This window comes from Paenalcaligenes sp. GW821-LYS-B07-1, from assembly GCF_058803365.1.
On the sequence record NZ_CM179516.1, the window covers coordinates 2,686,355 to 2,705,237 of the forward strand.

The window sequence follows — 18,883 nt, forward strand, 5'->3', positions numbered from 1 at the left end:
CGCAGTCATGAGCATACATCCCACGCTAATTGAAACCATGCGCGTAGAACATGCCCAGATCGCCCTGCTGCAACGGCATCTAGATCGTTTGCAACGCTCCGCTCAGCAACTGAATTACACTTTTTGCCGCGATAACATCACCACACATATAGCGCAGTACGTAGCATCGCTAGACGATGGCGTGTGGCGCTTGCGTCTTACCTTGGATAATGAAGGGCAGCCCATTTTGGAACACTCTGCCCTAGAGCCTGATGTAGAGCCTGTATCTATTATGCTGGCCGATACCCCCTTACCTGAAAGCCCATGGTTAGCCATCAAAAGCAGCCATAGGCCGTGGTACCAAGCCGCCACGCAGACACTACGTCATCAACCACAGCTGTTTGACGTAATCTTCTTCAATCAACAAGATGAGTTATGCGAAGGCAGTCGCAGCAATATTTATGTGCAACGCGATGATGAGTGGCTCACTCCGCCTTTACGCTGTGGGCTATTACCCGGTGTAATGCGTGAAGAATTGCTGCACAGTGGCCAAGCCAAAGAGGTGGTATTAACCCCCGCTGACTTGCAACATGCGCAAGCCATACGGGTATCCAATGCATTACGAGGCTGGCTGAACGCCAAACTGGTGGATTAACCAGCCTGTTTAGCCACAATCCTATTGATGGCTAATTGCGCAGCGGCCAGCCCCATGCTGGCCGTTAATGTCACTGCTGACCCATAACCCGCACACGACAACCCCTGTGGTGCTTCAGTGCTTTCCCCTTGCGTCCACAACTCTGGCATCACTGCGGTTTCTTCAACCCACAAACAGGTCACGCCCATTTTAGGAATGCGTGCCCCCTTTTCTGCTTTGGGTCTGGGAAAACCATGCTGGCGGCGTAATTGATTGCGCAATCTGGCCAACAAGGCATCGTGTGAGGTTTGCGATAAGTCACTGCTACGCAACGCCAACACATCACGCTTCCCACCAGCAGCGCCACACACAATCAAGGGCACCTTGCAACGCTTGGCTTCCACCACCATCGCTAATTTGGCGCTGATCTGATCGGTGCAATCAATCAGTACATCAGGCTGCAACTGCAACAGTTCAGCGATGTTGTCGGCACTGACAAAATCATCCACGATCTCTACCTGAGCCTGTGGGTTAATGTCCGCAATACGCTCGGCCATAGCCAGCGCTTTGGCCTTACCGATGGTGCTACCCAACGCGGGTAACTGACGATTAATGTTGGATTCGGCAATATGGTCCAAATCGATCAGCGTGATTTTCCCTACGCCATGACGCGCAACCGCTTCCGCACACCAACTACCCACCCCGCCAATACCGGCGATCATAATGTGTGCAGCGGCAAAGCCCGCTGTACTGCCTGCACCGTACAAACGGTCCAGAGCACCAAAACGTCGTTCAAAGCTCTCGCTCATTGCTACTATCCTTTGCATTCAAAACAGCGCGCTTGCGTGAATTACCCCACATTTTAACGCGTGGTTTCGCCAGTCGTGGCCGGTTGTTCTACAATACAAGACTATATTCTGTCAATGGAATCTTCTACTAAGCCATTACCGTGAACACCTATCCTGTTTCTGACGTACCCACTCCCGCATCCTTTAAGGTGCTTAGTGACGCTGAACGTAATCAATCCATGCAACATAGCTTGGCACACTGGACTCCCGGCACGGATGTCTGGGTCTATGGCTACGGTTCTTTGATCTGGCGCCCAGAATTTGATTTTCTGGAGCAACGTCATGCCAGATTGCATGGTTACCACCGCTCGTTGTGCCTGTGGTCGCACATCAACCGCGGCACTCCGGAACGCCCGGGGGTGGTGTTTGGTTTGGATAATGGTGGCTCGTGTCGAGGTATGGCCTTTAGGATTGCCGGTCACGAAGTACCCGAAGCCTTTGACGCCTTATGGCGCAGAGAAATGCCTAGCGGTGCCTACATTCCGCGCTGGTTGCCATGCCATACCGAACACGGCATGGTGAATGCGCTGGTGTTTGTGATGAACCGCAGCTATCAAGGCTACGTGCCTCGTATGCCATTAGAGCAGCTTATCCATGTGATTTATGGTGCTCATGGCATTAATGGCCCCTGCATTGAATACGTAATGGAAACAGCCGAGGCCCTAAAAAGGTCTAAAATTGAAGACAAACGACTGCAATCCTTAGTGCAAGCATTGCAAAAAAATTCGTCCCTACTCTCTTCCTCAGCTTTACAGACAGCCTGACGACCATGAAACTTTCTGATTACCGCAACGAATACACCCGATTCACGCTGGACGAAAGCGGGCTGGATCCTAACCCCCGTGTACAGTTTCACCACTGGCTAAAAGAAGCCATGGACGACAATGCTATTGAGCCTACTGCCATGACATTGTCCACGGTGAATGCTGAAGGCCAGCCTACCTCACGCATTGTTTTGCTGAAGAACTACGAAGAAGACGGTCTACGTTTCTTCACAAACTTCGACTCACGTAAAGGCCAAGACTTGGCCCATAACGATCGTGCTTGCTTGATGTTCTTCTGGCCTAGCCTGCACCGCCAAGTACGTTTTGAAGGCCGTGTGCACAAGCTGAGCGCAGAAATTGCTGACGAATACTTCCACAGTCGCCCAGTAGAATCCCGCATCAGCGCACTGGCTTCACCACAAAGCCAACCTGTACGACGCAGCGATCTAGAACAACGTGTGCAAGAACTGCAAAAACAGTATGGTGATCATCCACCACGCCCAGAAAACTGGGGCGGCTACGTGTTAGTGCCTGAGCACATTGAATTTTGGCAAGGTCGTGCCTGCCGTTTGCACGATAGATTTGTGTTTAATCTCACAGAATCTGAGTGGACTGTATCGCGTTTAGCGCCTTGATATGGTAGTGTATGCCGCCATGTCTGAACAGCTTTCTCCCCCTACATTTGATACACCTTTTTTCAAGTCTGCACTAAGCCGCTTTGCTACAGGTGTCACCGTAATTACTACCGAAGGGCTCGCGCCTGAGTGCGAGCCGTGGGGTCTTACGGCCAGTTCATTTAACACGTTATCGCTGGATCCTCCGCTTATCGTTTGGTCGTTGGATAAAAAAGCCCGATCATTGCCACACTTTCTGCATGCACCAAGCTACGTCATTCACGTGCTGGGCGCATCCCAAGAAAAAATGGCCAAACGCTTTGCAATGGGCCCTCAAGCCGAACGTTTTCACGGTCATCCATTAGGTCGTGCACCGGGTGGCACCTTAATGCTGGAAGATCAGGGCTTGTGCGCCTGGTTTGAGTGTCGCAATGTCAGCCAACATGAAACAGGCGATCACTACCTGTTTATTGGTCAAGTAGAACACTGCATGCACACTGATACCGCCCCCCTGATTTATCACGCCAGCAAGTTTGCGTTGACCCCGCGTTAAGCTTTACCAAACAATTTTAATTATCTTCTACACCTCACAATGTCTGACTACATCCTGACCCTTTCCTGTCCTGATCGCACAGGTATCGTCCACGCCGTTACTGGCTGGCTGCTGGAACAACACGGTAACGTGGTTCAAGCCCAGCAATTTGGCGATGCAGAAACCGAGCGTTTCTTTCTGCGCATTCACTTTTCTTTGTCAGGTAAAGAGACCAACGTCACAGAACTGAACGAGGCCTTTTCTCCACTGGCCACCGAGTTCAACATGGATGCTCACATCTATGATGCCAGTCGTAAAGCACGCATCTTGATTTTGGTTAGCCGTCAGGGCCACTGCTTGAACGACTTGTTGTTCCGCACACATAGTGGTCAGTTGCCAGTAGAAATTGCAGCGGTGTTGTCCAACCACCAAGACCACGCTACGTTGGCATCGTCTTACAACATCCCTTTCCACCACCTGCCTGTTACGGCTGAAACCAAGCAAGAACAAGAACAACAAATTCTGCGTTTCGTAGACACTCTGGGCATTGATCTGGTGGTGTTGGCTCGTTACATGCAAATCTTGTCACCCGAACTGTGCCGTGCGTTGTCTGGCCGCGCCATCAACATTCACCACAGCTTCTTGCCTAGCTTCAAAGGCGCACGCCCTTACCACCAAGCACATGCTCGCGGTGTGAAAATTATTGGTGCAACGGCTCACTACGTGACTGAAGATTTGGATGAAGGTCCAATCATTGAACAAGATATCGAACGCGTGAACCACTCCATGAGCGCTCACGAGCTGACCCAAGTGGGTAGTGATGTGGAATCGCTGGTGTTGTCCCGTGCGGTAGCAGCACACGTTCAGCATCGTATTTTGCTGAATGGCCAGCGTACGATTGTGTTCCGTTAAGGCGGTAAGCTGTTGTACAGGGGCAGAGTCTCTTCCCCTAGGTAGCTAGACTGAAGAACCTCTGGTGTTGTTGCGCCAGAGGTTTTTTGTTTTTTGCAGTGCTGGCTAATACAGCCAGTGGTGGGGACTTGATACCGCATTCATCGCATGCGCTGCCAGTGGTGAGTATGAGTAGTGCTGTATTCATCGCACATGTCGGGGAACTGCAGGAATACTTTTTGTGATTTGTACACCAAATCAAAAAAGTTTCCTCTCCGTCCCCCGGTTGATCTGAGTGTAGTGAGATTTACAGCCCTTTCTTTTGCGTTATTGGCGCAGCTTGATCCGATTGGGACACAAGTGTTTAGGTCGTCTGTAATGTCAGCTGCACCATCAGGAAATACAGCTTAGTTGTTTCGATGAACGCAGAAAGTACCTAAATGATCAGCCCACAGAATAAGCAAGCATCCTCAGAAACTGGTAAACATGCCCCTTCATCTGCCACAGAAGTACACATTAGCCTCAACAGCAACCTCATTAAAACCGTGGCAAGCGATGGAGGGAAAACGGAGGAAAGTATTTTTTTATTTGGTGTACAAATTAAAAAATACTTTTCGCAGTGCTAGCTACAGCAACCAGTGATGAGTATGTTGGTGCCACATTCATCGCACACGCTGGGAATTGCAGGAGTACTTTTTGTGATTTGAGACACCAAATCACAAAGATCTCCTCTCCGTCCCCCCGAAATCCTAAATATCGTTAGCCCTTCGCCGGCAATCCCAGTCTACGTTTCAACCAATCCCTGAATGCCACCAACGCTTCCATATTTTCGTTATCCACAGGGTAGCTGAAGAAATACGCCTCACGCCCTGCCAAGGTACCTTCGTGCGCCGTCACCAAACTACCGTTTTGCAATTCGGTCTCAACAAGAAATCTAGGGATTAATCCCACACCCATTCCCGCACGTACCGCCAACAAGGTTAAAGAAAACAGCTCATAACGTGGTCCAGCTTCAGCCAACGGTAAGTGCTCCAGCCCCTGTTCTCGATACCACATGCGCCATGCGTCTGGCCTAGAGATCATGTGCAGATGCGTCATCTTTTGTATCTGCCCTTGGGCATGATCCAAGGTAGCTGGTGTGCACACTGGTACTAGGTCACTTTCCTCAAACAGCTTGATGCCCTGCGTGCGTGGCCACAATTGCGCAGCATGGTAAATAGCCGCATCAAAGGGGTTGTCCGCAAACTGAAAGGGCAATGTGCGTATGGATAAGTTGATCGTGATGTCGGGACGCACTTTGGCAAACTCAGCCAAAATGGGCATCAACCATACTGTTGCCAGTGTGGGCAGTACGGCCAAGTGCAAACTACGCCCCATGGCCGAACGCGTCATCAAACTGAGTGTGTCTTTTTCCAATTGCTCTAAATGCAAGCGCACGCGTGCAGCATATTCTGCCCCCGCATCCGTCAAGGCAATGCGACGTCGTACACGCGTGAGCAATTGCACGCCTAGGCTTTCCTCTAGCCCGGATACCTGTCGGTACACCGCGCTATGCGTGAGCGATAGCTCTTCTGCCGCCCGCGAAAATGATCCCAGTCGTGCCGTGGCTTCAAACGCCTGTAACGCCCCTAAACTTGGTACTCCGTGTCTCATGGTTTACCCGTATCCCATTACAAATGTTGCGCTGCAACTATCTGCTGCACCAAACATTCTCTACTATATTTTTTGGTCGTGCATTTAACACACGATGTTGTGCAATTTTATCAATTGATTTGTGCCACAAACGCACATAACCTGCAACTATGACTACTACTACAAAAACACATATGCAACACTCCCGTTTAGGTGGCCATCTGCTGGTAGACCAGTTGGTCAAACAAGGTGTTGAGCACGTATTCTGCGTGCCAGGTGAAAGTTACCTGGCCGTATTAGACGGCCTGCACGACGCCAAGGTTGATATTACCGTATGCCGCCAAGAAGGAGGCGCAGCCATGATGGCTGACGCTTATGGCAAACTTACGGGCCAACCCGGGATTTGTATGGTCACACGTGGCCCCGGTGCATCCAATGCACTGGCTGGCATACACATTGCTAAACAAGACTCCACCCCACTGATTTTATTTGTAGGCCAAATCGAACGAGGCATGCGCGAGCGCGAAGCCTTCCAAGAAATGGATTACCGCGCTGTGTTTGGTACGCAGTGCAAATGGGCAACTGAAATCGATCAAGTTGATCGTATTCCTGAAATCATTGCTCGTGCGTTTCATATTGCCACCAGCGGACGTCCCGGCCCAGTAGTCATAGCGTTGCCGGAAGACATGTTGGTAGAAACCAGCACCGCCCCTGATGCTCGTATTCCTGAGCCTGTCAGTGGTGGCCTAAGTAGTAGTCAATTGCAGTCACTGGACAGCCTACTGTCTAACGCCAAAAAACCGTTGGCGATTCTGGGTGGTAGCGGATGGACAGCAGAAAGCCGCAACGCTTTCCAAGACTTTGCTGAAAAAAATCATTTGCCGGTTGCCGTACAGTTCAGACGACAAGCGCTGTTTTCAGCCGATCACCCCAACTACATTGGGGATGTGGGCTTGGGCGTGAATCCTAAACTGATTGCCGCCATCAAAGAAGCCGACACGATTTTGCTGTTGGGTGGACGCATGTCCGAGGTGCCTAGCCAAAGCTACACCTTGTTTGATATCCCTACCCCGCATCAAACCCTGATTCACGTGCACCCCGACATCAGTGAGCTAAACCGTACTTACCAAAACACGCTTGGTATTGCACTTAGCCCCAAAGATTTCGTGGCTGCCTTGCCAGAACAGTTAAGCAACAAAGCGGATGCTGAGCGCGTCAAAACGCTACATCAAAGCTATTTGGACTGGAGCAACCCAGACGCCATTCGTAGCCCTGGTAAGTTCCAGATGTCGGATGTAATGCGTCATTTGCGTACAGCTCTGCCCGCTGATGCCATTATGTGCAATGGTGCTGGCAACTATGCAACATGGCTACACCGCTTCCACCGCTTTAACGAATTTGGTACACAGCTAGCACCTACCTCCGGCTCTATGGGCTATGGTTTACCTGCTGCGGTAGCGGCCAAACGTATTAACCCTGAATCCACCGTAGTCTGCTTTGCGGGTGACGGCTGCTTCATGATGCACGGCCAAGAGTTTGCCACAGCCGTGCAATACGACCTGCCTATTATCGTTTTGCTGATTGATAACGGTATGTACGGCACCATCCGTATGCACCAAGAACGTGAGTACCCTGGCCGCGTTTCTGCCACGGTATTGAACAACCCCGACTTCGCCCGTTATGCTGAAGCCTTTGGTGGCTACGGCGAACGGGTAGAAAATAGTGCCGATTTCCCAGCTGCTTTTGAACGAGCACGGGCAAGCGGCAAACCCGCCATTTTGCATTGTTTGCAGGACCCCCAAGCCATTACGCCAAGTATGAGCCTGGACCAGATCCGCGAACATGCGCTTAACACTCAACATCGTTAGAACACTAGGAGAATCACATGTCCAGCAAGCCTTCTTTTCACTGGGAAGACCCTCTCTTGCTATCCACGCAGTTGACGGAAGAAGAGCGTATGGTGCGCGATGCGGCGCATGCGTATGCCCAGGAAAAACTGGCACCTCGCGTGCTGGAAGCTTTCCGCAATGAGCAAACAGATGTATCCATTTTCCGTGAAATGGGTGAGCTGGGCTTGCTGGGACCAACTATTCCTGAAGAATACGGTGGCTCTGGTTTGAACTACGTGTGCTACGGTTTGATCGCTAGGGAAGTGGAATACGTAGACTCCGGTTACCGTTCCATGATGAGCGTACAGTCCTCTTTGGTGATGGTGCCTATCAACGAATTCGGTAGCGAAGAGCAGAAAAAGAAATACCTGCCTAAACTGGCTTCCGGCGAATGGATTGGTTGTTTTGGTTTGACAGAGCCTAACCACGGTTCCGACCCAGGCGGCATGGAAACACGCGCAGTGAAAACTAGCGACGGCTACCTGCTGACCGGCGCCAAAATGTGGATCACTAACTCCCCTATCGCTGATGTATTCGTTGTATGGGCGAAGGTAGTTGGCGGTGAAGACGACGGCAAAATCCGTGGCTTCATCTTGGAAAAAGGCATGAAAGGTTTGTCCGCTCCTGCTATCCACGGCAAAGTTGGTCTGCGTGCTTCCATCACTGGTGAAATCGTCATGGACGAAGTACCAGTATCAGAAGCTCAAATGCTGCCTAAAGTGACTGGTCTACGTGGCCCATTCACTTGCTTGAACTCCGCTCGTTACGGTATTGCTTGGGGTGCTCTGGGTGCTGCAGAAAGCTGCTGGCACACTGCACGTCAGTACACACTAGATCGTAAACAGTTTGGTCGCCCATTGGCTGCTAACCAATTGATCCAGAAAAAACTGGCCGACATGCAAACTGAAATCACACTGGGCTTGCAAGGTTGCTTGCGCTTAGGTCGCATGAAAGACGAAGGTATTGCTGCAGTAGAAATCACCTCCATCATGAAACGTAACTCTTGCGGTAAGTCTTTGGATATCGCACGTTTGGCGCGTGACATGCTGGGTGGTAACGGTATCTCCGACGAGTTCGGCGTTGCCCGCCACTTGGTGAACTTGGAAGTTGTGAACACCTATGAAGGTACACACGACGTTCACGCCCTGATCTTGGGCCGTGCACAAACAGGTCTGCAAGCCTTCTATTAATCAAAAGCAGTGCTGGTCTTTTTTACGTGAAGATCCGCTTTTTTGAAGCACCCTTACCCAAGGGTGCTTTTTTTTGCTTATAACCAAACGCGAGTTGAACACGTTGGCTAGGCTCTATAAAATCGAGTGATTGGTACTTCTGCCAATACTAAGCGTCTTCAGGGCGGGGTGTAACTCCCCACCGGCGGTAGGTAAAGCAACAGCATCGTGCTGATTGGTCTTTACAAGCCCGCGAGCGCCCATGCAGCAATGCATGGGGTCAGCAGATCTGGCACACAAACCAGAGCCGACGGTCATAGTCCGGATGAAAGAAGATGTGTGGTATTACACGACCTCATCACGTAGGCACACGCCTATGCAGTGAGTATTGTGTGTGCTGCTGCATGCCCCGAAAACGTCTTCTCATTATTGTTGTCTACGAGGAGCGTTTATATGTCTCATACCACTTTAGCAGAGCGCGCAGCGCCTGCCCTTGCGAACTTCCCTTCCACAACTGAAGCTGTACACCAACGCGTGCATGCCGCCTTAGAGGCTGTGCGTGCCGGTATTCCTGTTGTCGTCATGGATGACTATGACCGCGAGAACGAAGCTGATCTAATCTTTGCTGCCGAATGCCTGTCCGAAAGCGGCATGGCGCAAATGATCCGCGATGGTAGTGGCATTGTCTGCCTATGTCTGACTGAAGACACTCTGGCTCGTTTAGGCTTACCGCAAATGGTGCCTAACAACGAAAGTCCATACGGTACAGCGTTTACCGTCACCATTGAAGCGCGTGAAGGCGTTACCACTGGCGTGAGTGCTCGCGACCGACTCACTACTATCCAAGCAGCTATCGCCCCAACGGCACAACCCCATGACTTGATCCGCCCGGGCCACGTATTCCCGTTACGAGCCCATCCGGGTGGCGTATTGGCTAGACAGGGCCATACCGAAGGCTCTGTATGTTTGGCTGCCTTAGCTGGCTTACGCCCTATGGGCGTGTTGTGCGAGTTGATGAACCCAGACGGCACCATGATGCGTGGCGATGATGTATTTGACTACGCTGAGCGTAATCAACTGCCCGTACTGGCCATCGCCGATCTAGTGACCTACTGCCAAGACACCGGCTCGGCGTATTAACAGGGGCTAGGCTGTCTGCTCACCAAGTAGCCAGCCAAGGTATCCACAATTGCCTGCTCTACATCGTCCATAGAATGCTGTGGCAATGGCGTAATCACTGCCGCATGAATCAACGCCTCCATCGTCTGTAATACCACCCAGGTGGCTAAATCCAGATTGGTGGGGGCGACTTCATTGCGGTGGTCTTCCAACAATTTCCGTATACGCAAAAAGATGCTTTGATCGGCAGGGCTTTGATCCCGTGGCGCATCAAAAAACGGAAACTCTTTTTCCAGTACCCGATGCAACTCTGGTGACACCTGATGGGCTGCTAACAACGCATGCACAATAGCCCGCAAATGTTCATATAGGCTGCGCGGCTGTGCGGTCGCTAATACGGTTTCAATGGCTGCCTGCATTTCTGCCGCATGCCGTTCATGCAACGCTGTGATCAGTGAATCCTTATTAGGAAAGTACTGATATACCGATCCCACACTGACTCCTGCACGTTCTGCCACCACATTGGTATTGGTGCCGGCATAGCCTCGTTCGGTTAAAACGCGAGCCGTCGCTTCCAAAATTGCTTCTACTAACGCCCTAGAACGGGCTTGACGCGGGACGCGCCGTGGTTGAGGTAAGGCTTCCATATACGCCATCCAAACATGAGTTTTCAACATGAGTAAACATTCATATTATATCAAATATCGAGTAAATGCTCATGTTTGGAGTTTTTCATGTCTGGTCGTTCGAAGGCTACCTCTGCCGCCACGGCGGCATCACCAGTAGCGAATGTTTTTGTGACGTTGCTGCCTATTACCTTGGCAGTGTTTATAGGTTTTCTCACCATCGGGCTACCTTTACCCGTTCTGCCGCTGCACGTGCATGACGGTTTAGAGATGAGCACGTTGGTGGTTGGGATAGTGATAGGCACACAATTTGCTGCCGCTCTACTTTCCCGTGCATGGGCCGGCAATTTAGCCGATACCCGTGGCGCTAAACGCGCTGTTGTCATGGGCTTTCTTCTGGCCTCAAGTTCAGGGATTGCTTACTTAGCCTCCTTAGCTTTCACCCAATCTCCCACCGCCTCAGTGTGGGTGCTGCTCCTAGGGCGTGTGCTACTAGGCTGCGGTGAAAGCTTGGTAGTCACCGGTGCGCTCAGCTGGGGTGTAGGTCTGGTAGGCCCACAAAATGCGGGCAAAGTCATGGCGTGGGTAGGTATTGCCATGTACGGTGCTTACGCTGTGGGTGCCCCTGTTGGCGTCGCCATTAATGATCTACAAGGCTTTGCTGGTATCTCTGTCGTAGCGGCGGTACTGCCCATTATTTCTCTGGCTGTGATTGCCAACCTGCGTGCATTGCCACCTACTGCGAATCGCCGTACCCCTTTCTACAAAGTGCTGGGCGTTGTGTGGGGTGCAGGGATGGGCTTAGCGCTGTCCAGCGTAGGCTTTGGGGTGATTACTGCCTTTATCGCGTTGCTCTTTGCTGCGCATGACTGGGGTAATGCCTCGCTCGCATTCACAGCCTTTGGTTTGGCCTTCATCGCTGCGCGTATTTTCTTTGGCCACTTACCCGACAAACTCGGTGGCGCTCGCGTCGCACTGGTTTGCGTACTCATCGAAGCGTTGGGCCAACTACTGATCTGGGGTGCGGATACCGCCGTCATTGCCTACGTTGGTGCCGCCCTTACCGGCTTTGGTTACTCGCTTGCTTTTCCTGGTTTTGGCGTAGAAGCCGTGCGCCGTGCGCCACCACAAAACCGTGGTGTAGCCATGGGGGCTTATGTGGCTTTCTTAGATATTTCGTTAGGAATTACCGGCCCTGCATTGGGTGCTGTAGCCGGTACATGGGGCGTCGATGCCGTGTATTTGGTAGGTGCTATTGCAGTAGCGTCCTCCTTACTGGTCGCGGTACGCCTGTTAATTTCTGCACCCAAAGGAACACAACATGTCTGAAGTAATACAAAAACCTCGTACCGCCCGCGCCGTAGGCGTGGTGCGTGATGTACATGCTGTCACCCCACTGATGCAACGCATTACCGTTGGCGGCGACGAGATTGCTGAATTTTTAACCGTAGAAGGCGTGACTGAGCCTGCTGCATGGGTGAAAGTTTTCCTACCTTCTGGTGAAGGTAGGGCCTACACCATCCGCCATATAGACCACAAAGCCGGTACTGTGGATCTGGACTTCGTACTGCATGGCACAGAGGCTGACTCTGGTCCTGCATCATTCTGGGCATCCCAAGCCACAGCAGGTGAACATGTGGGTATTGCTGGCCCGCGTAGTGGGGGCTTCTCCCTGCCCTGCGATGCTGAATGGGTACTACTTGCCGGTGATACTACTGCCTTGCCCGGCATACAAAGTATTGCGGCTCAACTTCCACCGGAAATTGATGCCCGCGTCTTTATTGAAGTGCCAGATAAAATGGAACAACAATCCATACCCAGCCCTGCCATCTTGCGTACACAGTGGCTTATCACATCGTCTGAGCCTTGCCAAAATCTGTGTAAAACACTGCTGTCGCAATCGCTACCCGTAGGCCCTGGCTATATCTGGATAGCGGGTGAGTCCACTGCTATACGCACACTGCGACTACATTATCTGCAAGATGTGGAGTTACCTAAGCATCGCGTGAGTGCCAAAGGCTATTGGAAAGCTGGCGAAGGCGACCACAAAGATTCATAACGCCTACGCCCTTTACCATGCAAACTTAGTGCCCCATCTGCGTATATTTAGTTAAGTCAGGCAGATTGTTTTTCAGTAACTCAATCAGCCTGTTTTCAGACCAGTTCTGTTTATATACCAAGCCAAAACGGTATTTAAACGCTGGTCTGAATGGCTTAATAGACAAGCCACCATTGGTATTCATGTCATGCGCCGTCAAGGGGTTAATCAATCCCACCCCCACTCCATTGGCGACCAAACTACAAATACTGGCGATATTGGATTCGGTTTTCCCTGCAATATTCACCCCATGTTGAGCAATCAACAACAGCAACTGATCTGCCGCCAAGTTGGGCTGATTAGGAATCACCAAATGCTGATCTTGTAAGTCTTCCAGCCCTATTTGCTCACGCGATGCCAAAGGGTGATCGGAAGGAATCAAACACACCGCCTCAACATCAAACAGTTCCTCTACCACCAGCGACTGCGTAGACACCGGCAGCGTGACAAAACCGGCATCAAATAAGCCTGACTCAACGCCACGTACAATTTCTGGGCTAGATAAAATGTCAAAGGAAAAGCTGTAGTGCGGATTAATGCGCAGTACGCTGGCGATCAGTTGCGGCACATAGCCAAAGCCCAACGCCGGTGCAGACACCAGACGTAAACGCGACACCCCAAACTCTCGCAACGCCACAATACTGTGCTTCATTTCTTCTAAATTACCAATCAAACGCAGTATCTCGTTATACAGCTCATCGGCCTCAGGTAACGCCACCAAGCGTTTTTTATGCCGCATGAACAACTGTATGCCTATGTTCTCTTCTAACTGTGCTAACGAACGACTCACCCCCGATTGCGTAATGCCCAAATCTTTGGCGGTGCGTGTAGCAGTTCCCGTTTCGTATAACACTTTGAAAATAATCAGAGATTTCAATGAATTTAGATTGATATCAGACATAAAACCTAGTCTCCGAATAGCCGTCATCACCCGCCTATCTCTGCAGCGTTACGGCTCTTTTTATTTGTTAATCTGGCTCCAAAGTTGATGATAAAAAATCATCAAATAATGAAAAAACATTATAATTTACAATAAAAAAACACACACCTATAATCTGCTCAAATACCTCAAATCTTGAACCTTTTCTTTAGTTCAGAGATAACAATGACCACAAATACCGAGACAGACAACAGCCCCCTCTTTTATCAAGCCAATACCCAGTTGCCGCTGGTCAGCCATGCTGACGGCGTGTATCTGTGGGATCAATCCGGCAAACGCTATTTAGATGGTTGCTCGGGCGCAATCACCTGCAACTTGGGGCATAACCACCCCAAAATCAAAGCAGCCATGAAAGCTCAACTGGACAAAGTGGCCTTTAGCTACCGCACCCAGTTTGAAAGCTCCGAAGCCATTGAGTTGGCTTCCATGCTGGCCGACATGACTGATCGCTACCTGAACAAAGTATTCTTTGTAGGTAGCGGTTCCGAAGCCGTAGAAAGTGCCATCAAATTAGCCAGACAATACTTCTTTGCGACCAACCAACCGCAACGTACACGTTTTGTCTCGCTCACGCCTTCCTACCACGGCAGCACATTAGGTGCATTGGGGCTAACCAGCTACTTTCCATTGGAAGAACCGTTCGAACCCATCACCAATACAGCAGTGAAAGTCCCTACTCCGGATTTGTACCGCTATACCGAAGCAACGCTGGAAGAGCACATTGCTGCCGTCTTAGCTGAAACCGAAAAACGCATTGAGGCCGTAGGTGGAGACACTATTGCCGCCATCGTTATCGAAGCAGTAGGCGGTGCCAGCACTGGTGCTCGCATGCTGACTCAGCAATACTTCGACGGCATTCGTGCCCTGTGTGATCGTTATGGTTGCCTGCTGATTTTTGATGAAGTGTTGACAGGTATGGGCCGTACCGGTCAATGGCTGGCCTACCAAAACTGGGATATCAAACCCGACATCGTGTCACTGGCTAAAGGCTTGGGCGCAGGGTACTACCCCATCGCCGCTATTTTGTCTCGCGGTGAGATCGTGAATGCAGTCATGGCATCGGGTGGTTTCCAACACGGTCACACTTATGCGGGTAATCCGATGGCATGTGCTACAGGTGTAGCCATCATGCGCACCATGCTGGAAGACGACATTATTACCAAGTCCAGAGAAACCGGCGCTTACCTAGGTCAGCAGTTGCACCAACTGGCTGAAAAACACTCCATCGTTGGTCATGTACGCGGCATAGGCATGCTGTATGGCATGGAGTTGGTACAAGACCGCAATACTAAAGAACCTTGGCCTGCCGAACTGAATCTCTTTAACAAAGTGACGCAGATCGCTAAACGCAAAGGCTTGTTGATTTACCCACGCCGTACGCTAAACGGCCTTAACGGCGACCACTTCTTGGTCTGCCCACCCCTGACGATTACACCAGCAGAAATAGACACATTAATCCAATTGCTGGACGAGACACTGACAGAGCTGCGTAGCTCTCTCTAAGACCAGGCTTTGCCTTTTGTTATGCCCCCACTCACCGGGGGGCATAACGCCTGGTGTACACAAAAAAAGGAGGACAACCATGATAAAAATTGCCATTGCCACGGCATCCCTAACGCTGGGCCTGCTTGGTCCGGCACATGTTCACGCTGATACGCCTGATCATGGTCTTAAAAACCAAACACTTTCTTTTGCAATGACGGGGGCTTACCCACCCTTCAGTTTTGTGAATGAGCGCGGTGAGCTTACTGGCTTCGACATAGAAATAGGCAATGAAGTTGCCAAAAGACTAGACGCCAAAGCACAACCCCTTACCACCGCGTGGGACGGCATTATTGCCGGACTGATGGCAGATCGTTACGACACTATCATAGGCTCCATGGCCATTACCCCTCAGCGCCTGGAAGCTATCGACTTCTCCGAGCCCTACTACCGTGACGGTGCTCAACTCTTCGTCAAACAAGGTTCAGGCTTACAAAGCATTGAAGACCTTAAAGGCAAAACCATCGGCGTTACCCTAGGCACTACCTTTGAAGACTGGTTGCGTCAGAACGTACCAGAAGTAGAAGTGCGTACCTACAAAGGCGATCCACAAATCATCATGGATGTGATGACTGGACGTTTGTCTGGCTTCGTCACCACACGCCTCACCGGCCTGATGGCCATTAAAGAACGCAACGCCCCCATGGAAATGGCGGGTGACCTTCTGTACCAAGAAGAAGTCGGTATTGCGATCAGAAAAGGCAGACCTGAGCTGCAACAAGCCATCAACACCGCTTTGCAAGACATGCGCGACGACGGCACTTACACCCAAATCAGTGAAAAGTACTTCGGTACAGACATACGCTAAAAAGAGATTCTCATGTTTGACTGGAGCATCATTGCACAGTACCTGCCCGTACTTTCCGAGGCAGCTCTGTTGACCCTCTATTTGTCTATCGTTTCGCTTGTACTAGGCCTGATCTTCGGCCTAGGAGCAGCGTTAGCCAAACTGTCCCACAACCCTATTTTGAATGTGATCGCCAGCTTTTATGTCTGGTTGATTCGTTCTACTCCGCTGTTAATTCAGCTGTTCCTTATTTATTACGGCTTGCCTCAGTTGGGCTTTGACCTATCGCCCTTTACCTCTGGTGTATTAGGCTTGGCATTAAACGTAGGTGCTTATAACGCAGAGACCATTCGTGCAGGGATTCAATCCGTAAACTTCGGCCAAACCGAAGCTGCACTGTCTATTGGTATGTCGCGAGCTAAAGCAATGCGCCGCATTATTTTGCCGCAAGCCATTCGCAACATCATTCCACCACTGGGTAATAACTTCATCATTCTGGTGAAAGATACCTCGCTGGTTTCTACCATTACGTTGGTGGAACTCACCATGAAAACCCAACAGTTGGTGGGCACCACCTACAAGCCTTTCGAACTGTATTTGGGCGCCACCCTGCTGTACGCCATCATGACCACGGCTATCGCCTTGTTGCTGCGCTTGGTTGAGAAACGTCTACACCTGAAAACAAGCCGGAGATAAGCCATGACACAACCTATTATCCGTATTAAAGGTCTGAAGAAAAGCTATGGTGATCTAGAGGTACTGCGCTCTGTAGACTTAGAGATCATGCCCGGTGAAGTGATTGTGGTGATTGGCCCCAGTGGTTCAGGAAAAAGTACCTTATTGCGTACGGTGAACCATCTGGAAGTCCCCACCGGTGGCACGATTTTCCTCAAAGAGACGCTGATCAATGACACCAGCCTTAAAGGCCGTGCCTTTGAACGCCACCTGTGCCATATACGTACCAACTTGGGCATGGTGTTCCAGCACTTCCATCTGTTCCCGCACTTGAGCATCCTGCAAAACATTATTGAAGGCCCCACTCAAGTACTGAAGCGCGATAAACAACAATCTATAGAACAAGCTGTAGAACTGTTGAACAGCGTAGGTTTGGCAGACAAAAAAGACGTCTACCCTGACTTGCTCTCTGGTGGTCAAAAGCAGCGTGTTGCCATTGTGCGCGCACTGGCGATGAACCCCGATGTGATGCTGTTTGATGAACCCACCTCAGCGCTGGACCCTGAGTTGGTAGGCGAGGTGCTAAGCGTGATGGAGTCCTTAGCCACTAAGGGCATGACCATGATGGTGGTCACACACGAAATGGACTTTGCTCGCAAGGTCGCTGATCGCGTCATTTTCATGGATGGCGGCTACATCATCGAGCAAGGTACGCCTGAGCAGATTTTCAATAACCCCCAGCATGAGCGCACCCAGAAATTCCTGGCCAGCATTCACCTCTAGTTTTATCGGTTAGTGAACAGCATGAATAAATGTATTTCTTTGGAATCGGCGATTGCGCAGATTCCTTCCGGCGCCAGCATTATGGTTGGTGGTTTTGGCAGCCCCGGCACCCCGTTTGCGTTGATTAATGAGCTGCTGCGCCAAGGTCAAACCAACCTGACCTTGATCAAAAATGATGCCAATGAAATGGGCTTAGGCATCAGCAAGCTCATTGAGGCAGGCCGCGTACGCAAACTGATCGCGACACACATTGGCTTAAACCGTAATGTGATCGAACAGATGAATGCCGGCACTTTAGAGGTAGAGTTTTATCCACAAGGTATTTTGGCAGAGAAAATCCGTACCGCAGGTGCTGGCAGTTACGGCTTTTTATCAGATATTGGCCTGAACTCCGAAATCACCGCAGCTGATGATGTGTTGTCATGGAAAGGCGATCGCTACAAAATAGAAATGGCTCTGCAAGCCGACTTTGCCTTGATACACGCCGCACGTGCCGACCATGTGGGTAACTTGTCTTACCACGGTTCTGCCATCAACTTTAATCCCTTGATGGCCATGGCTGCAGAGCATGTGATTGCGGAAACCGCAAACTGCTGCCCGCCCGGCGAACTTCCCCCTGCTGCCGTCCAAACCCCCTGCGCTTTCATCAAGAATGTGGTGGTACTAGACGGCTTGTCTACTGAATACGGAGTGATGGCTCATCATGTCAAACACTGATCGCATCATCGCGCGCGCTGCCCGCGAAATTACTCCCGGCAGCATTGTGAACCTAGGCATTGGCTTGCCTGCTCAAGTGGTGAACTACTTACCCGATAATTTAGAAGTGTTGATTCACGCTGAAAACGGCATTCTAGGCGTAGGTCCACAACCGGCTGTGAATGACATCGACCCACAGATGATTGACTCAGCCGGTAACTACGTCACCACCGTGGCTGGCGGTAGTCACTTCGATAGCGCTGTGTCCTTTGCCATGATCAGACGTGGGAAATTAGACCTCACCATGATTGGCGCGTTTGAAGTAGACCAACACGGTAACCTGGCTAACTGGAAAATTCCTGGTAAGTTCTCGCCCGGCATTGGTGGGGCCATGGAGTTGGCTCAAAAAACCCCTCGCATCGTCGTACTCAGCACGCACTGCGATAAATACGGTAATTCCAAAATCCTTAAAGAATGCCGTTTGCCACTGACCGCAGAACGTTGCGTGTCACGCATCATCACCGATAAAGCCGTCATGGATGTCACGCCTGAGGGTTTACTGCTGGTTGAAAAAGCGTCCGACGTCACCCTAGATGAGCTTATTGCCATGACTGAAGCACCGCTCATTCTGCCTGAACACATCGCGGAATTCTAAGCACAAAGGA

General features: G+C 50.8%; 20 protein-coding genes and 1 riboswitch. Of the genes, 16 read left to right on the top strand and 4 right to left on the bottom strand.

The features are described from left to right. Positions 1-7: 7 nt before the first annotated feature. The gene (locus AC3QL0_RS12965; RefSeq protein WP_493008857.1) at positions 8-634 is read left to right on the top strand and encodes an aminotransferase class IV; all 627 of its coding nucleotides are present in this window, start codon (positions 8-10) and stop codon (positions 632-634) included. Here the strand turns inward: AC3QL0_RS12965 and AC3QL0_RS12970 are convergent. Continuing rightward, a complete protein-coding gene (locus AC3QL0_RS12970) occupies positions 631-1,422 on the bottom strand; it encodes a tRNA threonylcarbamoyladenosine dehydratase (protein ID WP_493008858.1) in 792 nt (263 codons plus the stop codon). The two genes, AC3QL0_RS12965 and AC3QL0_RS12970, sit on opposite strands and share 4 nt — an antisense overlap. Before the next feature lie 218 nt (positions 1,423-1,640). Here AC3QL0_RS12970 and AC3QL0_RS12975 point away from each other — a divergent pair, with 218 nt between their 5' ends. Genes AC3QL0_RS12975 through purU form a run of 4 tightly spaced genes read left to right on the top strand, consistent with a single transcriptional unit; the run spans position 1,641 to position 4,283 of the window. After that, positions 1,641-2,225 (top strand): gamma-glutamylcyclotransferase, encoded by a 585-nt coding sequence (locus AC3QL0_RS12975; protein WP_493010992.1) that lies wholly within the window; start codon positions 1,641-1,643, stop codon positions 2,223-2,225. A gap of 5 nt (positions 2,226-2,230) precedes the next feature. Beyond that, positions 2,231-2,860, top strand: a complete 630-nt coding sequence (pdxH, locus tag AC3QL0_RS12980) for a pyridoxamine 5'-phosphate oxidase (RefSeq protein WP_493008859.1) — start codon at positions 2,231-2,233, stop codon at positions 2,858-2,860. A 19-nt stretch (positions 2,861-2,879) separates the two neighbouring features. Beyond that, a complete protein-coding gene (locus AC3QL0_RS12985) occupies positions 2,880-3,392 on the top strand; it encodes a flavin reductase family protein (protein ID WP_493008860.1) in 513 nt (170 codons plus the stop codon). A 39-nt stretch (positions 3,393-3,431) separates the two neighbouring features. Beyond that, a complete protein-coding gene (purU, locus tag AC3QL0_RS12990; protein WP_135861563.1) occupies positions 3,432-4,283 on the top strand; it encodes a formyltetrahydrofolate deformylase in 852 nt (283 codons plus the stop codon). A 738-nt stretch (positions 4,284-5,021) separates the two neighbouring features. On the opposite strand, the gene AC3QL0_RS12995 is transcribed toward purU, so the two are convergent. Then, on the bottom strand, positions 5,022-5,915 hold the full coding sequence (locus AC3QL0_RS12995) for a LysR family transcriptional regulator (protein ID WP_493008861.1): 894 nt from the start codon (positions 5,913-5,915) through the stop codon (positions 5,022-5,024). Between the two features lie 149 nt (positions 5,916-6,064). On the opposite strand from AC3QL0_RS12995, the gene AC3QL0_RS13000 reads away from it, so the two are divergent. The 3 genes from AC3QL0_RS13000 (at position 6,065) to ribB (ending at position 10,092) form a co-directional block, all read left to right on the top strand. Then, positions 6,065-7,762 (top strand): thiamine pyrophosphate-binding protein, encoded by a 1,698-nt coding sequence (locus tag AC3QL0_RS13000; RefSeq protein ID WP_493008862.1) that lies wholly within the window; start codon positions 6,065-6,067, stop codon positions 7,760-7,762. A gap of 17 nt (positions 7,763-7,779) precedes the next feature. Next, positions 7,780-8,973 (top strand): acyl-CoA dehydrogenase, encoded by a 1,194-nt coding sequence (locus AC3QL0_RS13005; RefSeq protein WP_135861560.1) that lies wholly within the window; start codon positions 7,780-7,782, stop codon positions 8,971-8,973. A gap of 150 nt (positions 8,974-9,123) precedes the next feature. Next, positions 9,124-9,293: riboswitch (FMN riboswitch) on the top strand. Between the two features lie 112 nt (positions 9,294-9,405). Next, positions 9,406-10,092 carry a 3,4-dihydroxy-2-butanone-4-phosphate synthase gene (gene ribB / locus AC3QL0_RS13010; RefSeq protein ID WP_493008863.1) on the top strand — a complete coding sequence of 229 codons (687 nt, stop codon included), beginning with the start codon at positions 9,406-9,408 and terminating at the stop codon, positions 10,090-10,092. Here the strand turns inward: ribB and AC3QL0_RS13015 are convergent. Continuing rightward, entirely contained in the window at positions 10,089-10,748 is a 660-nt protein-coding gene (locus tag AC3QL0_RS13015; protein ID WP_493008864.1) for a TetR/AcrR family transcriptional regulator, read from the bottom strand. The two genes, ribB and AC3QL0_RS13015, sit on opposite strands and share 4 nt — an antisense overlap. A gap of 57 nt (positions 10,749-10,805) precedes the next feature. Here AC3QL0_RS13015 and AC3QL0_RS13020 point away from each other — a divergent pair, with 57 nt between their 5' ends. Then, on the top strand, positions 10,806-12,026 hold the full coding sequence (locus AC3QL0_RS13020; protein ID WP_493008865.1) for an arabinose transporter: 1,221 nt from the start codon (positions 10,806-10,808) through the stop codon (positions 12,024-12,026). Beyond that, positions 12,019-12,756 carry a siderophore-interacting protein gene (locus AC3QL0_RS13025; protein ID WP_493008866.1) on the top strand — a complete coding sequence of 246 codons (738 nt, stop codon included), beginning with the start codon at positions 12,019-12,021 and terminating at the stop codon, positions 12,754-12,756. The genes AC3QL0_RS13020 and AC3QL0_RS13025 overlap by 8 nt, the downstream gene beginning before the upstream one ends. Before the next feature lie 25 nt (positions 12,757-12,781). Here the strand turns inward: AC3QL0_RS13025 and AC3QL0_RS13030 are convergent, their stop codons facing one another. Next, positions 12,782-13,696, bottom strand: coding sequence for a LysR family transcriptional regulator (locus AC3QL0_RS13030; RefSeq protein WP_430220677.1), 915 nt, complete (start codon positions 13,694-13,696; stop codon positions 12,782-12,784). A gap of 204 nt (positions 13,697-13,900) precedes the next feature. On the opposite strand from AC3QL0_RS13030, the gene AC3QL0_RS13035 reads away from it, so the two are divergent. From AC3QL0_RS13035 to AC3QL0_RS13060, 6 genes are all read left to right on the top strand, one after another. Next, positions 13,901-15,238, top strand: a complete 1,338-nt coding sequence (locus AC3QL0_RS13035) for an aminotransferase family protein (protein ID WP_493008867.1) — start codon at positions 13,901-13,903, stop codon at positions 15,236-15,238. A gap of 79 nt (positions 15,239-15,317) precedes the next feature. Next, positions 15,318-16,085 carry an ABC transporter substrate-binding protein gene (locus AC3QL0_RS13040; RefSeq protein ID WP_493008868.1) on the top strand — a complete coding sequence of 256 codons (768 nt, stop codon included), beginning with the start codon at positions 15,318-15,320 and terminating at the stop codon, positions 16,083-16,085. Positions 16,086-16,097: 12 nt separating this feature from the next. Next, positions 16,098-16,760 (top strand): amino acid ABC transporter permease, encoded by a 663-nt coding sequence (locus tag AC3QL0_RS13045; RefSeq protein ID WP_135861661.1) that lies wholly within the window; start codon positions 16,098-16,100, stop codon positions 16,758-16,760. A 3-nt stretch (positions 16,761-16,763) separates the two neighbouring features. Beyond that, on the top strand, positions 16,764-17,522 hold the full coding sequence (locus AC3QL0_RS13050; protein ID WP_493008869.1) for an amino acid ABC transporter ATP-binding protein: 759 nt from the start codon (positions 16,764-16,766) through the stop codon (positions 17,520-17,522). Positions 17,523-17,543: 21 nt separating this feature from the next. Beyond that, on the top strand, positions 17,544-18,239 hold the full coding sequence (locus AC3QL0_RS13055; RefSeq protein ID WP_493008870.1) for a CoA transferase subunit A: 696 nt from the start codon (positions 17,544-17,546) through the stop codon (positions 18,237-18,239). Continuing rightward, entirely contained in the window at positions 18,226-18,873 is a 648-nt protein-coding gene (locus AC3QL0_RS13060; RefSeq protein WP_493008871.1) for a 3-oxoacid CoA-transferase subunit B, read from the top strand. The genes AC3QL0_RS13055 and AC3QL0_RS13060 overlap by 14 nt, the downstream gene beginning before the upstream one ends. Positions 18,874-18,883 lie beyond the last annotated feature (10 nt).

Coding starts and splice junctions, on each gene's coding strand:
- AC3QL0_RS13040 (WP_493008868.1), top strand. CDS start 15,318: ATGATAAAAATTGCCATTGCCACGGCATCCCTAACGCTGGGCCTGCTT.
- pdxH (WP_493008859.1), top strand. CDS start 2,231: ATGAAACTTTCTGATTACCGCAACGAATACACCCGATTCACGCTGGAC.
- AC3QL0_RS13020 (WP_493008865.1), top strand. CDS start 10,806: ATGTCTGGTCGTTCGAAGGCTACCTCTGCCGCCACGGCGGCATCACCA.
- AC3QL0_RS12985 (WP_493008860.1), top strand. CDS start 2,880: ATGTCTGAACAGCTTTCTCCCCCTACATTTGATACACCTTTTTTCAAG.
- AC3QL0_RS12975 (WP_493010992.1), top strand. CDS start 1,641: ATGCAACATAGCTTGGCACACTGGACTCCCGGCACGGATGTCTGGGTC.
- AC3QL0_RS12970 (WP_493008858.1), bottom strand. CDS start 1,422: ATGAGCGAGAGCTTTGAACGACGTTTTGGTGCTCTGGACCGTTTGTAC.
- AC3QL0_RS13005 (WP_135861560.1), top strand. CDS start 7,780: ATGTCCAGCAAGCCTTCTTTTCACTGGGAAGACCCTCTCTTGCTATCC.
- AC3QL0_RS13055 (WP_493008870.1), top strand. CDS start 17,544: ATGAATAAATGTATTTCTTTGGAATCGGCGATTGCGCAGATTCCTTCC.
- AC3QL0_RS12995 (WP_493008861.1), bottom strand. CDS start 5,915: ATGAGACACGGAGTACCAAGTTTAGGGGCGTTACAGGCGTTTGAAGCC.
- AC3QL0_RS13050 (WP_493008869.1), top strand. CDS start 16,764: ATGACACAACCTATTATCCGTATTAAAGGTCTGAAGAAAAGCTATGGT.
- AC3QL0_RS13060 (WP_493008871.1), top strand. CDS start 18,226: ATGTCAAACACTGATCGCATCATCGCGCGCGCTGCCCGCGAAATTACT.
- AC3QL0_RS13035 (WP_493008867.1), top strand. CDS start 13,901: ATGACCACAAATACCGAGACAGACAACAGCCCCCTCTTTTATCAAGCC.
- AC3QL0_RS13015 (WP_493008864.1), bottom strand. CDS start 10,748: ATGTTGAAAACTCATGTTTGGATGGCGTATATGGAAGCCTTACCTCAA.
- AC3QL0_RS12965 (WP_493008857.1), top strand. CDS start 8: ATGAGCATACATCCCACGCTAATTGAAACCATGCGCGTAGAACATGCC.
- ribB (WP_493008863.1), top strand. CDS start 9,406: ATGTCTCATACCACTTTAGCAGAGCGCGCAGCGCCTGCCCTTGCGAAC.
- AC3QL0_RS13025 (WP_493008866.1), top strand. CDS start 12,019: ATGTCTGAAGTAATACAAAAACCTCGTACCGCCCGCGCCGTAGGCGTG.
- AC3QL0_RS13045 (WP_135861661.1), top strand. CDS start 16,098: ATGTTTGACTGGAGCATCATTGCACAGTACCTGCCCGTACTTTCCGAG.
- AC3QL0_RS13000 (WP_493008862.1), top strand. CDS start 6,065: ATGACTACTACTACAAAAACACATATGCAACACTCCCGTTTAGGTGGC.
- purU (WP_135861563.1), top strand. CDS start 3,432: ATGTCTGACTACATCCTGACCCTTTCCTGTCCTGATCGCACAGGTATC.
- AC3QL0_RS13030 (WP_430220677.1), bottom strand. CDS start 13,696: ATGTCTGATATCAATCTAAATTCATTGAAATCTCTGATTATTTTCAAA.